Source organism: Paracoccus sp. IB05, assembly GCF_016405985.1.
Taxonomy (GTDB): Bacteria; Pseudomonadota; Alphaproteobacteria; order Rhodobacterales; family Rhodobacteraceae; genus Pseudogemmobacter.
In genome coordinates, this window is record NZ_JAEFCF010000019.1 from 1 (window position 1) to 13898 (window position 13898).

Consider the following 13898-nt stretch of genomic DNA (forward strand, 5'->3'; position numbering starts at 1 on the left):
TGACCCGAGCCGCGAAACTCAAGCTCGCGGCGGTCCAGACCAGGGGAGCAGAGCAAGAAGCTCATACAGACCCTGTTGATCAATGTGCGAAATCGGCCTGGGCCACGAACATATTGCCCCAGGCGCGGTCGATCAGCTCGGGGGTCATCTGGTTCGGGATGCCTTCGAACTGACATATCGAGATCATCTGATCGATCAGGAAGGTCGGCTGATAATTTGCGAAATTCATGTCGATGGTCGGATATTTGACCTTCAGGAGATACATCAGCGCTTTTTCATCCAGCGGCATTTTCTTTTTGCGTGCGACCATCGCGAAGATCTTCAGGAACATCTCCTGGCTCGGGCCATTGATGATGATCTTGAAGAAGATCCGGCGCAGCGCCGCGCCGTCGAAGATCTGGTTGGGGTGGAAGTTGGTCGAGAAGATCACCAGCGTGTCGAAGGGCACGGTGAATTTCTCGCCCGATTGCAACGCGAGGATATCGCGGCTTTCCTCCAGCGGCACGATCCAGCGGTTGACGATCTTTTGCGGGGGCTCGGCCTGGCGGCCAAGGTCGTCGATGATGAAAATGCCGCCGGTCGCCTTCAGCTGCAACGGCGCCTGATAGGTGCGCGACACCGGGTTATAGGCGAGGTCGAGCATATCAAGCGACAGCTCACCCCCGGTGATCACCGAAGGCCGCTCGCAATAGACATAGCGGTTGTCGAAACGGTTCGAGGTGCGGCGCAGGCTGTTCGGGTCGTCGACCGCGGCCTCGGCTGCGGCATGGACGATCGGGTCATAGACCGAGATCACCTGGCCGGAATATTCAATCGCACGCGGCACATAGACCTTGTCGCCAATCGCCTTGCGGATTCCGTGCGAGATCGAGGATTTGCCATTGCCGGGCGGGCCATACATCAGGATCGAGCGGCCCGAAGTCACGGCCGGGCCTAAATTGCCGATCAGGTCCGGGGGCAGGATCAGCCCGCCCATACCGGCCATCAGCTGGTCACGGTTGAGCGAGATATTGCGGATCGACTGACGTTTGATCTGTTCGCCATATTGATCCAGCGGCACCGGCACCGCGCCATAATATTCCGACTGGGCCAGCGCATCCAGCGCGCGTGCCTTGCCGGCATCGGTCAGCTGATAGCCCATCTCATTGCCGGCATTGGCATGCATGGTGCCGGTCGCCTCCAGAAGGCGCTGGCTGCGGGCCAGATCGATCAGCTCCTGGGTCAGCGGCACCGGCAGCGAGATCGCCTGACTGATCCTGGAACAGAGATCAAGATTGGTGCGGAACATGGTCTTCAGCAGGATGTCGCGCAGCATGACGATGCCAATGCCGGTATCGGCCAGCGAACGCGGCGAAGGCGGTGCCTGGACGCCGGAGGTGACGCCATCTGGATTGGTCAGCTGCACATTCATCTTCCGCGCCCCTGTCTGTCTCTGTCCCACAGCCGGTCTGCGCCTTTGGCACTGCCGGAAAAGCAAAGGGCCGCCCCGGAGAGAGCGGCCCGTTATCGCAGCAGTTTGCAGGGAATAATGTCAGCCTTTGGGCAGGAAGGCGGCGAGAAGATACAAAATCAGCATCAGCGCCAGCGCGAGCCCCATCGGGAATTTCTTCGAGGACCAGCTGACCCAGTCGGGCGAGGCGCGCCGCACCAGGGGGATCATCCGCGCGATGCGCTGGCCCAGAAGGGCGGCGATCGAGCAGCCCGCATAGAGCATCGCGATCAGCCAGGGGTCGCCGCCGGAAAACACTCCGGCCATTGCGGCGCCGAATTTGGCATCCCCGGCGCCGAAAAGGCCGACCGCATTGCCGAAAAAGCCGAAGACCAGCACGATGGCCATGATCGCCCAGCCCCAGAGCCAGCTGTGCAGCCCAAGCGCCGGCCAGCCGACCACCGCATAGGCCGCGATCATCGCAAGGCAGGCATTGTTGCGGATCTTCATATATTTCAGGTCGGTGTAAGAGACCCAAAGCGCAATCGGCAGGCAGAAGGGCAGGAACCACAGGGCCTGAGTGATGGTCGGTGTTGTCATGGCTCAGTTGGTCACATTGTTGTCGAGGGCGGCAAGGCTGCGGGCTGCGGCCTCGAAATGTTGCGGATGGGTGTCGACAGCCTGCTGCAAGAGACCCTTGCCGACCGAGACATCGCCTTGTTTGATCGCGGCCAGCGCCATGGTATAGAGCAGCTCGGCCCGTTCGGTCTGGGTCATCTCGATCACCGGCAGGTCGTATTTGCGCTGTGCGGCGCGCGACATGACGAGGTTGTTTTTGGCGGTGAACATGGTCGGATCATAGATCAGCGCCTGGCTGAACAAGCGCTCGGCACCGCCAAAATCCTTGCGGGTCAGTTTCGAGAAGCCCCAGTTATTGTAGATGCCCGAGGGTTTCGTGGTCAGACCGGCCGCGATTTCATAGAAACTGTCGGCCTTTTTCCAGTTCTTGTCGCTGTCGGCGACCATGGCCTCCAGCCGGTAGCGGTCAAAGGTCTCATGGGTGGGCGGAATGGTCGCAAGCGTCGCCTTGGCCCTGGCCCATTCATTGGCGCGGATCTGCGCATCGGCCAGCATCACCTTGTCTTCGGGATTATTGCCTTCCATGGTGACGATCCGTTCCAGCACCTGGGCGGCTTCCATCGGCTTGCCGGCGCGCACCAGCGATTTGCCAAGACCGCGCATCAGATCGATCCGGCCCGGATCCTTTTGCAGGGCGCCCTGGAAATAGGCCACGGCCTCATTGGGGTCGCCGACCGTGAGCATGATGTCGTTGAGGTTCGATTCATCAATGACATTAACGTCTTTGAGCGCGCGCTGAACCTGCGCGTCGGAATTCTTCTGGCATCCGGCAAGAAGAACTGCGCCGCCGAGGCACAGTGTCACAAAAACCAGGTGGCGCATTTTGCGTCCTTTTATCTTTTACTGCCCAATTCAGGCCTGGTTCCAGCCTTTGCCCGACGCCTCAGAGCTCTGTCAGAAGGACATATTGCCCCTTCTCGCGGCGCACGAGCTGGAATTCGCCCTTTTCCTCACTGGCGTCATCATACACCCTGTTTTCTGTCCGGGCGATAGCGAGTTTCAGATTGTCGCGTATCGAGTCCGATTGGCCACTGTCCAGCGCATAGGCCTGCTGGAAGACAAGCCGCGCTTCGCCGAGCTTGCCGCGCTCCATCAGCACGACGCCAAGGTTGTTCAGGGCAGGGACAAAGGTCTCATCCTGTTTCAGCGCATTGCGCAGCACCTGTTCGGCCTGGCCGAGCCGGCCAAGCGCCAGATTGGCCGAGCCGATGGCGGAGAGCGTATCGACGCTGATCCCGTCTTCGGCGGCGGCGCGGTAATAGGCTTTCAGCGCCAGCTCCGGCTCGCCCGCCGCCATCAGGCGATGCCCGACAATCAACCCGTCTACCGCCGTGCCTTTTGGATTCACCCCGAAAGGCGTATTTCGCGACGCAGCAGGGCCGCCCGTATTTCCACAGGCGGCCAGCAGGGTCGTGATCAGCAAAACAGTGACCGAAAATCTCAAACCAACACGCTCAATCCCGATCTCACTTGCCGCCCATTTGCCCCAGCATGGTCACGATACCCCAGACCGAAGGCCCGATCAGGATAATCAGCAGCGGCGGAACTGTGAACATCATAGTTCCCAGCGTGAGCTTCGTGGGCAGCATATTTGCCTTTTCTTCGGCCCGCATCACACGCTTGTCCCGCATATCGGCAGAATAGACACGCAGGGCTTCGGCGACGGGCGTCCCGAAGGTTGCCGATTGCACCAATGTGGTCACGAAAGAGGCGACATCCGGGATGCCGACCCGGTCCGACATATCACGCAACACCTGGGTGCGTTCCTTGCCGGCCTTGACCTCCTGGGCCACCAGGTCGAATTCATCGGCGAGGGCAGGGTAGCCGGCGCGGCTTTCGCGGCCAACGCGGATGATCGACTGGTCAAGCGACTGACCGGCCTCGACGCAGACCAGCATCATGTCCAGCGCATCGGGAAAGCCCTGGATGATCTCGGTCTGGCGCTTGCCGACCCGCTTTTCGACCCAGTAGACCGGCAGGTAATATCCAAGAACCCCGGGCAGCGCGCCATATATCAGCAAGGTGGTGGTCGAGGTCTCATCGGTCGAATTGGTCAGCGCGAAGATCACAGCCAGCACCAGGCCAACAAGGCCCAGCACCATTTTGGCGGCATGGAACAGGCGCACCGCGCCTTTGTCGGGATAGCCCGCGCGCATCAGTTTCAGCCGCAGCGCAGAGAGTTCTTCGGCCTTTTGCGGCTCCAGCAGATGGGCGTATTTCTCAAGCCGGTCACCCGCGCTCATGCGGCGCAGGCGGCTTGATTTGCCAGCGTCGGCAGCCGCGTCCCGGATGCCCGCCTGGACACCAAGTTCGGCGTAACGGTCGCGCTGCTTTTTCATCATCGTCGGCAGGGCGATGAGCACCAGCACGATCCCGAGCCCGGCGATTGCGATCAGCGGCCCCAGCGGCCCGAGCAGTCCCGTCAGCACAGAGTTGATGGAGTCGAACATGATCGTGCCTCAGACCTTGATGTTGACCATGATCTTCATGAAGATCACGTTGATGATGAGGAAAGCGCAGACCACCAGCGCCGCGGGAACGAAAACCGGGGTTCCCATCACGCCGTCATAATAGTTCGGCTGGATCACGTTGATCATGATCAGCGCGAGGATCGGGAAGGCCGAGAGGAACATGCCCGACCATTTCGCCTCGGCGGTGATGGCGCGCACCTTGCGGAACAGTTTGAACCGCGCCCGCACCACTTTCGACAGCCCGTCGAGGATCTCGGCCAGGTTGCCGCCCGATTGTTGCTGGATGGTCACCGCGACGGCAAGGAAGCGCAAATCCTGGCTGTCCATCCGTTCGGCAAAGTTCTTCAGGCTTTCGGACATATCCGCACCGTAAGCGGCCTCGTCAGCGATCACCCCGAATTCGGTGCCGAGCGGGTCGGGGACCTCTTTCGAGACGATATTGACCGCCGCCGAGAACGGGTGACCGACGCGCAGAGACCGCACCATCAGGTCGATGGCATCCGGAAGCTGCTCTTCCATCAGGTTCATCCGCTTTTTGGCCTTGCCATTGACCCAGACATAGATGCCCCCCACGCCCATCCCGATGGCGGCAAGGATCCGGACCCCGAATTCGGCCGAGGTGCCGATGGTCAGCAGCAGGAAGGCCACAACCCCAAGCGCCCCCATCAGCCCGATCAGCTGCACCGGCGAGAAAGCGATATTCGCGCGCTGCGCCTTTTTGGCAAGGATCGAGTAAAGCGGGATATTCCTCGAGTTCAGGTGCTGGTTCATCTCCTTGCGGAGCTGGGCGAGCACCTCTTCGCGGTTGCCGTTCTTCTCAAGCAGCGTCAGCCGGCGCGAGATGCGGCTGTTCAGCTTGATCGATTTGCCGAAGACCGTGAGGTAGATCCCCTCGACCAGCACAAGGACGGCAACGAAGATCATTACATAGATGAGGGGCGCAATCGAAATGGTCATGGCCTGGCCTTACGCGATGGGTTCGTAGATGGATGCGGGCAGATCGAAGCCCCAGGATCGGAACCGATCCGAATGGGCCGAACGGATGCCGGTGGCGTTGAAACGGCCGATGATCTTGCCCGATGGCTCGACGCCGAGGCGTTCAAACCGGAAGATCTCCTGCATCGAGAGCACTTCGCCCTCCATGCCGGTGATTTCGGTGATCGAGGTCATGCGGCGCGAGCCGTCCTGCAGACGCGAGGCCTGGACGATCACGTTCACCGCCGAGGCGATCTGGCTGCGCACGGCTTTCAGCGGCATCTCGATCCCGGCCATGGCGACCATGTTTTCCAGACGCGAGATGCCGTCACGCGGGTTATTGGCGTGGATCGTGGTCATGGATCCGTCATGGCCCGTGTTCATCGCCTGGAGCATGTCGATGACCTCTTCGCCGCGGGTTTCCCCCACGATGATCCGGTCAGGCCGCATCCGAAGCGCGTTCCTCAGACAGTCGCGCTGCGTCACAGCGCCCTTGCCCTCGACGTTGGCGGGGCGGCTTTCCATCCGGCCGACATGGACCTGCTGAAGCTGAAGTTCCGCCGTATCCTCGATGGTCAGCACGCGTTCGGTATTGTCGATGAATGAGGACAGCGCGTTCAGCGTGGTGGTTTTCCCCGAGCCGGTGCCCCCTGAGACGATGATGTTCAGCCGCGTTGAGACGGCGGCCTGGAGATAGGCAGCCATTTCCTCGGTAAAGGCGCCGAAGCGCACGAGGTCTTCGATCTTCAGCTTTTCTTTCTTGAATTTCCGGATGGAAACCAGCGAGCCGTCCACCGCAACCGGCGGCACCATACAGTTGAACCGCGATCCATCCAGCAGTCGGGCATCGCAATAGGGGTTCGATTCATCGACGCGCCGGCCCACGGCGGACACGATCTTGTCGATGATCCGCATCAGATGGCGTTCATCCCGGAAGGTGATGTCCGACAGTTCCAGCTTGCCACCGCGTTCGACGAAAACGCGGAAGGGGCCGTTCACGAGAATATCGTTGACGGTCTCGTCCTTCAGCAGAGGCTCCAGCGGACCAAGCCCCATGACCTCGTCATAAAGCTCCTGCACCAGGATGGCGCGGTCACTGGTGTTCAGCGCGACGGAAAGCTCATCCAGCGCCTCGGAGGTCTGGGTCGAGATCTCTGATTTCAGGCTTTGCTCGGAGGCATGTTCCAGCGCCGAGAGGTTCAGGTTTTCCAGGAGGCGTTTGTGGATCTCAAGCTTGAGTTCCATCATCCGGTTGCGGCGTTTGGCCTCTTTATCGACCTGTGCGGCCTCGGCCGGCGAGGCTCGTCCGCCCATCATCGAGGTCGGGCGCGTCACCTTGACGGTGCCGGCGGCGGTGGCTGCGGCGGGCGCCCTGTCCGCCGGACCGGCAGGCGCGGCGGCCTTACCCGGGGCAGCATCTTTTTTGAAACGGCTGAACATGACTGCGTGCCTTTGGGAAAAAATTACGACCGGGCGCTGGCCTGGACCCTGCTGAGCTCGAACAGCGATTTCGCGAGCTTTTGCAGTTCCTTGCGCAGCGGGTTCTTGGCAGAGCTTTCGGCCAGCGGCAGGCCGTGGTCATTGGCCTGCGTCACTGCAGCCCCGCCATCGGGAAGCTGAACCTCGATCTGGATATCAAGGCTTTCCGACATCCGCTTGACCCGCGCCTTGGCGGAAAGATCGGTAAATTTCGGCGCCTTGTTCAGCACATAGCGCAGTTTCTCATGCGGCAGCGCCTCGGCCTTCAGCGCGCGCACAAAGCGCAGGACGTTCTGCGCCGATCGCAGATCGAGATCGAGCAGCGCGAAATAGATATGGGCGCGCGACAGCACGGCTTCGGTCCAGGTCACAACCGTTTTCGGCATGTCGATCAGCACGAAATCGAAATTCGCCACCGCCATATCGATCAGCCGGCCGAGATCCTCGCCCGAGATGATATCCAGCGGCAGCATTTCGGCAGGTGCGGTGAAGACGCAAAGCCTGTCATTAAAGGTCTGCATCGACTTGATCAGCAGATCGCTGTCGACCTGGCCCGGATCGGTGAGGATCTCGAAGATCGCATCCTTGCGCGGCAGGTCGAGATAGGTCGCGATCGAGCCATACTGAAAATCGAGATCCATCAGGCAGACGCGCGGCGGGTTCAGCTTATCGGCATTGGCCAGCTCCCAGGCGAGGTTCGCCGCGAAGGTGGACGACCCCGAGCCCCCGGCCATGCCATGGATCGGCAGCACGAGGCCATTGCGACTGCCATTGGCGCGGAAGGCGGGCGCGGTGCCCGCATCCTCCACCAGAACAAGCGCATTTCCGGTTGCGGCAGGGGGGGCTGCACGGGCGGTGGCTGCCTGTGCTGCGGCGGCATTTGCTGTGGCGGCGGCTTCGGCGGTGGCAGCCGCGCGAAGGCGGCTGATCGCATCATGAAGCGCGCCATCGGGAAGCGGGTAGGGGACAAAGTCATCGGCGCCGAGACGCATCAGCTGATGCAGTCCGGTCGGGCTGAGCTGGTTCGCGACGAGGATGACATGGGTCCTGGTGGCCCGCGCCGCCCGGATCACGCCGGAGATCAGCGAGAGATCCCCTTCGTCATCGGCATCCAGCGCAATCGCAATGAATTCCAGTTCGGACGCTTCAGGCTGGTCCAGAAAGACCAGTGCATCATCGAAGCTCAGGTCGCCCCAGGCTTCGCCCATTTCCCGCTCCATCTCATCGATGAGCATCTCGAAGTTCTGCACATCGCGCGAAACAGTGCACGCCGCAATCGGTGCAGGATCTGGCTGGATTGTTGCCACGCTCGTCATCTCGCCTCACGTTTTTCTGCCCTGCGTCACGGGGGAATCTCGGGCCAGGTTTTGGCCAGACGCAGAAAGCCCCAAAGACGCCGCGCGCGGAATTGGCCGCACACCGTTCTCATTGCAGCAATTTGGCTGGCGAGTTGGGCGAGATTGGGGCCGAAATAGCGTCAATCTTTGGTCATTCGCGGTCTGCAAAGGCAAAAGGCCGGGCATAAGCCCGGCCTTTGCAATCCTGAGAAGAACCGGCCTCAGTTGTCGGAACCTGCAACTTCCGAAACGGTGCCGGTCGTGCCGCCATGATCGCGCACCGGCGATTCCCGCGAATAGGTGCGCCAGACGATCTCGGCATATTTGCCGTTCAGCACCATCGGGTTCGATTTCACAAAGCCCGATACCTCGGTGACTGTGCGGCGGTTGCGTTCTTCCGGCGCATTGGTCTGGATCAGCGGGCGCGTTTTGCCAAAGCTGACCACGGCCTGGAGGCGTGATTTCGACACGCCGCGCGAGACGAGATAGGCCACGACCGCATTGGCGCGCTGCTGTCCGAGCGTTTTATTGTAGCCTTGGCTGCCGACGAGGTCGGTATGACCAAAGACCTTAAAGCGCACTTCGGGGAACTGGCGGATGAAATTCGCCTGCCTGTCAAGGATTGCCGTCGCTTCCGGTGTCAGCTGGGCCGAGTTGAAGGCGAAGGTCACGGTATCAGGGACTTCAGCGGCAAAGCGCTGTGCCAGGGCAATGGTATAATCCATCTGACCGGTCTGGATCAGCGAATTATGCATGGTCGAATTGCCGAAATTGCCGTTATCGACCTGGGCGCCAAGCTCGCGGTTGGCGCTGGCGCCACAGGCGGCCAGCGACAACACGCAGACTGAGGCGAGGAACGTGGAGGGGGTCATGCGCATCTGCTCACTCCATCACATAGCCGTAGGAGGACGAGAAGTCCTGACGGGCAACTTCGCCGGCGGCGCCCCTGGCGGGCTTGGCCATATCGCCGTAGAGGAACATTTCGCTCTCGGTCGGGATACGGACACGGTCGGTCGGCAGGGCAAGTGCCTCGCCTCTCACCGGCGACACAAGATGCGGCGTGACGATAATCACCAGTTCCGACTGGTTTCGCATGAAATCCGTCGAACGGAACAGGGCGCCAAGGATCGGAACATCGCCGATCCATGGAACCTGGCTGGCCGAGTTGCGGAAGTCATCCTGCAAGAGACCCGCGATGGCAAAGCTTTCGCCGTCGCGCATTTCGACCGTGGTCGTGGTCTCGCGGCGTTTGAAGCCGTTGATCTGGCTGCCTGCACCGGTCGGAACCGAAACCGTGGTGTCGATCGAGCTGACAGCCGCGTTGATCTGCAGGTTGATGATGTCGCCATCCACCACATAGGGGGTGAAGTTCAGCTCGACACCAAAGGGTTTGTATTCGACGGTGATCGAATTGCCGCCGGTTCCGCCGCCATTCTGCATGACCGGGATCGGATATTCGCCACCGGCGAGGAAACGGGCTTCCTGGCCCGATAGCGCCGTCAGGTTCGGTTCCGCCAGCGTGCGGACCATGCCCTTCGATTCCAGCGCCTCAAGCAAGATACCAAGCTGGTAGGGGCCCGAGGAGAAGCCAAGGCCAAGTGCGCCCTGGGCCGCACTGGTGAAGCTTCCGCCGGGTATGTTGTTCGCGGTATTGTTCGGTCCGCCAAGGATGCCGCCGCTCCAGTTCCCTGAACTGCCGCCTGCCCGGATCGAGGCCGAAAGCCCCTTCGAAACCGACCGCTGCATCTCGGCGAAGCGTACTTTCAGCATGACCTGCTGCGTGCCGCCGACGACCATCAGATTCGAGACCCGGTCCGGCGCATAACGCCTGGCCAGATCCAGCGCGCGGTCAAGCCGTGCGGTCGAGCTGATAGTGCCCGAGAGCACGATCCCGTCATTGGCGGTCCGCACCTCGATTTTCTCGTTTGGCAGGATTTGCGCCAGGCGCTCTTTGAATTCGGCGATATCTGGGGTGACATGCACATCCACATTCGAGATGAGCTTGCCCTCCGCCGACAGCAGGGTGAGCGTGGTGCGCCCGGGTGCTTTGCCAAGAACATAGATTGTACGGTCGGAGATCGTCGAGATATCGGCGATTCCCGGATTGGCAATCGAGAGCTCCGAGAAGGGAACATCACTTTCGACAACGACCGCGCGGTTCATCGGTACATTCAACGCGCCTGATGCCTGACCTGACATCACACGCAACACTTCAGCGGAAACCGGAACGACCGACACCGCGACTGCAAGGCCGAAAATACCGGCCGCAACTTTGGTCTTCATGCTCATGTGATCTGCCCTTTCGATCACGCCTCGTTATGTGGGTCTTTGCGCCCTTACATCGTCCTAAAGTGCCGGAAGATGGATTTTTTTGCAATAATCAAACTCTTGGAGCGTTTTTCTTATGTGGATAACCTGCAACAGAGAGGCAGTTCCAGGTACACGGCTGTGACGTATCCCCCAGATGCGGTATGGTAAAGGCAGCGCTTCTGCGCGGCCTTTACCCGGTTCTCTGTTCAGTTGGTCGCGCAGGCGATCTCTTCCCTGACAACTTCGGTGCCCTTGCGGGTGGTGCGGTAGCAAGGCTGTGCGGTTTCGACGACCTGCTGAGCCTCAATGCCCAGAAGCTGATCGCGGTTGATTTCCACCTTTGCGGCATCTGAGGCGGCGGGTCCGCTGACCACTGACATCGTCAGACGTCCGGAGGCCTGTGCCTGTGCCAGACGGGCGACCTGTTCACGCGAGACCGCGACCGTGATGGTTCTGGCCGTGCCCGAGCGGGCTTCGGACTGATCGGTGGCGGAATCCACCGCGATCACGCGCATGGCGCTTTCGATAAGCTGGGTGATTTCACCCGATCCGCTGGCGCCGGTCCAGTAGATGTCGATCAGATCTTCGGGCATCACAAAGCCGGCCACACCGGAGGCGGAGCTTACGCGCACCTGGAAGGCGCTCATTCCCGGCTCAAGCTTGCCCGCGAGCCCGGCGACCTGGCCCGGTTCGGTCAGGCGCGTGCTCAGCAGAATCTCGTTGGTTTCCATCGAGCGCATTGCGAAACGCGGTTTGCTGGCGTCAGGCGGGAAAAGGACATCGCCATCGGTATAGGCCGCCGGCGGCATGAGCTTTTCCTGGACCCAGACCAGCTGGACATTGTCTTTCAGGATGCCGTCGCCATATTTCACCGGCTTTTTCAGCGCGAAGACCTGAACCAGTTTGCCGGTCTGACGCTCGCGCTCCAGGGCCGCATTCATCCTGATCTCGTTATTCTGAATATAGCCCTGCGCCATGTAGACGGCGAAGCCCGCAAGGGCGACCCCGACAATAAGGACGAGACCAAAGATAGCTCTCATAATTACCTCTCATACTGTACGTGACGGGCAGGGTCCCGGCCCGGGATCAGCGTCGCCATGGGGGCCGGGCGACCGGTCTCACCCGTTCTCGAGATTACTGGAGTCCTGCATGACATCGCCGACGATGCCCATCGTTTCCCCGATGGTGACCATCAGATTGACCAGGCCTTCGCGCGCGGGTGCGAAAAGAATGACCATATTCAATCCGACGACCGCCGCTGTCAGAACAACCCAGTCTACGGTTATTGCGCCGTTTTCATTATCGACGAAGCCAGAAACTGCCCTGCGCAAGATACGTCTCCCGAGTTGGCTGACGGCCCGATTTCCTGGCCGCTTTGAGTAAGAATTATGGTGCCCGAATGCGGCAAAATCAGGGAAATACCAAGGGAAAGCCTGGTCCGGATGGGGGTGTGCAGGGCCGTGAAAGCAGGGAATGGAACGGATTGCAGCGCGGTCGGGGGGTGAGTTTTCGCAGGCCGAACCGCGGGAGGAAGCGGCAAGCTCCGGATACTGCGCCCTTATCCGCTGTGGCAGATATACGCTCCGTTTGATCCGGACCCAGACCCTTACCTCTTGCCTTGCGGACAGGGGGGATACGGCCTGTATCATTCCGGATGATCTGAGGAAGCCGGACTTTGCGTCAGCCCCCGCCCCGGTCAGTCTGATCCTCGCAGGTCTGGCGGCTAACGTAATTCGACCGCGCCCCGGTTGGAGGCGCGGTCGTATTTCCGTGATCAGATGATCACACCCAAAGGGTCAGATCACTGACGCAGGTCAGCGCCCTGGGTCGACAGCCAGGTGCCGGTTTCGGTAACTTCGGTCGCGATCTGTGCGCCGAGGCCCGAGATGGCCGGACGGATGGCGCTCATCACGAGCAGGCCGAGACCGACGATAGCAGCGGTCAGCACAACCCAGTCAACGGTGACTGCGCCGTCTTCGTCTTTGATGAAATTCATAGCGTTCATTGGTCTGTCCCTTTCAAAAGGTGCTCAGGTTATCTGTTCATCTCCGCCACGGTGTCTGTCGGTCGGCCTCTGTTCCGGTCCGTCTCTTCCGTTCGGGATGAGTGCATATAGCCCCCGGATCGTGGCAGCTTTTGGATGAGGAGAGGGCATTTTCGCAGCAACCTCAGGGACCTGGTTAATTTCGCATTAACGTGATGTTTTTTGTGATCTTTAAACTTCTGGTTCCGTCGAATTGGATCAATTTCCGCCGGGAAACTGCGTTGCATTTCGATCAATTGGGGCAGATTTGCCTTTTTTCACCTGCTTTTCCGCTTTGCCAGAACAGTGATCTCTGCGATTCTCCCGGAAAAATAAGAAGAGCAGGCATCCGAAATGACGCGTCGAGTCTCAGGCACCCTGGCGGTGGTTCTGGTTTTGCTGGCGATTCCCGGGACCGGGCGCGCCGAGCAGGAAGATTTCACCTTCCGGAGGGTGAAGGTCGGCGACTCATTGCCCGGCAAGCGGATCACGGTGCAGATCGACCCGGTGGAACAGGCGCGCCGCCTGGCGGCGACCGCCTGGAAAGACCCGGCTTTGCAACATGAAGAGCGCCCGCTGGCCCCGGTTGAGCAGGGCAAAGACGGCGATGTCACACCCGGACCCGGCCCGAAATCGAATTACGCCTGGTATTGGGACGTGATCCCGACGGATATCAACAGCTCTGCCGGGCGTTTCCCTGACGCGATGGCGGCCCTGACCAAGGGGCCGGGGGGGGCCTCGGTGAAGGCGCCCCGGATGCAGTCGATGCAGACCATTGCCGAAACCTATGGCCGCGACATCCTGATCGCGACGGTCGGGACCGATGTCTCACCCGCGCTGGTGCTGGCGGTGATGGGGATCGAAAGCGCCGGGCGCAAGGATGCGGTCTCTTCTGCGGGGGCGGTGGGGCTGATGCAGCTGATCCCCGCGACCGCCACGCGCTTTGGCGTCACCGATTCCACCGATCCGGCGCAGAACATCAAGGGCGGTGTCGCCTATCTCGACTGGCTGCTCGATGAATTCAACAATGATCCGCTGATGGCGCTGGCGGCCTATAATGCGGGCGAGGGGGCGGTGCGCAAGAATGGCGGCGTGCCGCCCTATGCCGAGACCCGCGACTATGTGCCCAAGGTGCTCGCGGCCTGGCAGGTGGCGCAGGGCCTCTGCCAGACCCCGCCGGAACTGGTCACCGATCCTTGCGTTTTCCGCGTTTTGTCGGCGACGGGGGGCTGAGG

The 13898-nt window shown here is 60.8% G+C and carries 14 protein-coding genes; 1 reads left to right on the forward strand and 13 read right to left on the reverse strand.

What is annotated here, in order from left to right; translation table 11 throughout:
* Positions 1-79: 79 nt before the first annotated feature.
* The 13 genes from JC607_RS13315 to JC607_RS13375 all read right to left on the reverse strand — a co-directional run bounded on the left by JC607_RS13315 (position 80) and on the right by JC607_RS13375 (position 12645).
* A complete protein-coding gene (locus JC607_RS13315) occupies positions 80-1411 on the reverse strand; it encodes an ATPase (protein WP_198837414.1) in 1332 nt (443 codons plus the stop codon).
* A 120-nt stretch (positions 1412-1531) separates the two neighbouring features.
* On the reverse strand, positions 1532-2029 hold the full coding sequence (locus tag JC607_RS13320; protein ID WP_198837415.1) for a prepilin peptidase: 498 nt from the start codon (positions 2027-2029) through the stop codon (positions 1532-1534).
* A 3-nt stretch (positions 2030-2032) separates the two neighbouring features.
* Positions 2033-2890: a lipopolysaccharide assembly protein LapB gene (locus tag JC607_RS13325; RefSeq protein ID WP_198837416.1), complete on the reverse strand. Its 858-nt coding sequence runs from the start codon at positions 2888-2890 to the stop codon at positions 2033-2035.
* Positions 2891-2951: 61 nt separating this feature from the next.
* Positions 2952-3512, reverse strand: a complete 561-nt coding sequence (locus tag JC607_RS13330) for a tetratricopeptide repeat protein (protein ID WP_198837417.1) — start codon at positions 3510-3512, stop codon at positions 2952-2954.
* 22 nt (positions 3513-3534) lie between these two features.
* Positions 3535-4518, reverse strand: a complete 984-nt coding sequence (locus JC607_RS13335; protein WP_198837418.1) for a type II secretion system F family protein — start codon at positions 4516-4518, stop codon at positions 3535-3537.
* 9 nt (positions 4519-4527) lie between these two features.
* Positions 4528-5496, reverse strand: a complete 969-nt coding sequence (locus tag JC607_RS13340) for a type II secretion system F family protein (RefSeq protein WP_198837419.1) — start codon at positions 5494-5496, stop codon at positions 4528-4530.
* A gap of 9 nt (positions 5497-5505) precedes the next feature.
* The gene (locus JC607_RS13345; RefSeq protein ID WP_198837420.1) at positions 5506-6954 is read right to left on the reverse strand and encodes a CpaF family protein; all 1449 of its coding nucleotides are present in this window, start codon (positions 6952-6954) and stop codon (positions 5506-5508) included.
* 23 nt (positions 6955-6977) lie between these two features.
* Positions 6978-8309 (reverse strand): pilus assembly protein CpaE, encoded by a 1332-nt coding sequence (locus tag JC607_RS13350; RefSeq protein WP_198837421.1) that lies wholly within the window; start codon positions 8307-8309, stop codon positions 6978-6980.
* Positions 8310-8551: 242 nt separating this feature from the next.
* Positions 8552-9208, reverse strand: a complete 657-nt coding sequence (locus JC607_RS13355; protein ID WP_198837422.1) for an OmpA family protein — start codon at positions 9206-9208, stop codon at positions 8552-8554.
* A gap of 4 nt (positions 9209-9212) precedes the next feature.
* A complete protein-coding gene (locus JC607_RS13360; protein WP_198837423.1) occupies positions 9213-10619 on the reverse strand; it encodes a type II and III secretion system protein family protein in 1407 nt (468 codons plus the stop codon).
* Positions 10620-10846: 227 nt separating this feature from the next.
* Positions 10847-11680, reverse strand: coding sequence for a Flp pilus assembly protein CpaB (gene cpaB, locus JC607_RS13365; protein WP_198837424.1), 834 nt, complete (start codon positions 11678-11680; stop codon positions 10847-10849).
* Positions 11681-11758: 78 nt separating this feature from the next.
* Positions 11759-11971, reverse strand: coding sequence for a hypothetical protein (locus JC607_RS13370; protein WP_198837425.1), 213 nt, complete (start codon positions 11969-11971; stop codon positions 11759-11761).
* Between the two features lie 470 nt (positions 11972-12441).
* Complete coding sequence (locus tag JC607_RS13375) at positions 12442-12645, reverse strand: Flp family type IVb pilin (protein ID WP_198837426.1); 204 nt, start codon at positions 12643-12645, stop codon at positions 12442-12444.
* Between the two features lie 372 nt (positions 12646-13017).
* Here JC607_RS13375 and JC607_RS13380 point away from each other — a divergent pair, with 372 nt between their 5' ends.
* Positions 13018-13896: a lytic transglycosylase domain-containing protein gene (locus JC607_RS13380; RefSeq protein WP_198837427.1), complete on the forward strand. Its 879-nt coding sequence runs from the start codon at positions 13018-13020 to the stop codon at positions 13894-13896.
* Positions 13897-13898: the final 2 nt, after the last annotated feature.

Coding starts and splice junctions, on each gene's coding strand:
- JC607_RS13315 (WP_198837414.1), bottom strand. CDS start 1,411: ATGAATGTGCAGCTGACCAATCCAGATGGCGTCACCTCCGGCGTCCAG.
- JC607_RS13320 (WP_198837415.1), bottom strand. CDS start 2,029: ATGACAACACCGACCATCACTCAGGCCCTGTGGTTCCTGCCCTTCTGC.
- JC607_RS13325 (WP_198837416.1), bottom strand. CDS start 2,890: ATGCGCCACCTGGTTTTTGTGACACTGTGCCTCGGCGGCGCAGTTCTT.
- JC607_RS13335 (WP_198837418.1), bottom strand. CDS start 4,518: ATGTTCGACTCCATCAACTCTGTGCTGACGGGACTGCTCGGGCCGCTG.
- JC607_RS13340 (WP_198837419.1), bottom strand. CDS start 5,496: ATGACCATTTCGATTGCGCCCCTCATCTATGTAATGATCTTCGTTGCC.
- JC607_RS13345 (WP_198837420.1), bottom strand. CDS start 6,954: ATGTTCAGCCGTTTCAAAAAAGATGCTGCCCCGGGTAAGGCCGCCGCG.
- JC607_RS13350 (WP_198837421.1), bottom strand. CDS start 8,309: ATGACGAGCGTGGCAACAATCCAGCCAGATCCTGCACCGATTGCGGCG.
- JC607_RS13355 (WP_198837422.1), bottom strand. CDS start 9,208: ATGCGCATGACCCCCTCCACGTTCCTCGCCTCAGTCTGCGTGTTGTCG.
- JC607_RS13360 (WP_198837423.1), bottom strand. CDS start 10,619: ATGAGCATGAAGACCAAAGTTGCGGCCGGTATTTTCGGCCTTGCAGTC.
- cpaB (WP_198837424.1), bottom strand. CDS start 11,680: ATGAGAGCTATCTTTGGTCTCGTCCTTATTGTCGGGGTCGCCCTTGCG.
- JC607_RS13375 (WP_198837426.1), bottom strand. CDS start 12,645: ATGAACGCTATGAATTTCATCAAAGACGAAGACGGCGCAGTCACCGTT.
- JC607_RS13380 (WP_198837427.1), top strand. CDS start 13,018: ATGACGCGTCGAGTCTCAGGCACCCTGGCGGTGGTTCTGGTTTTGCTG.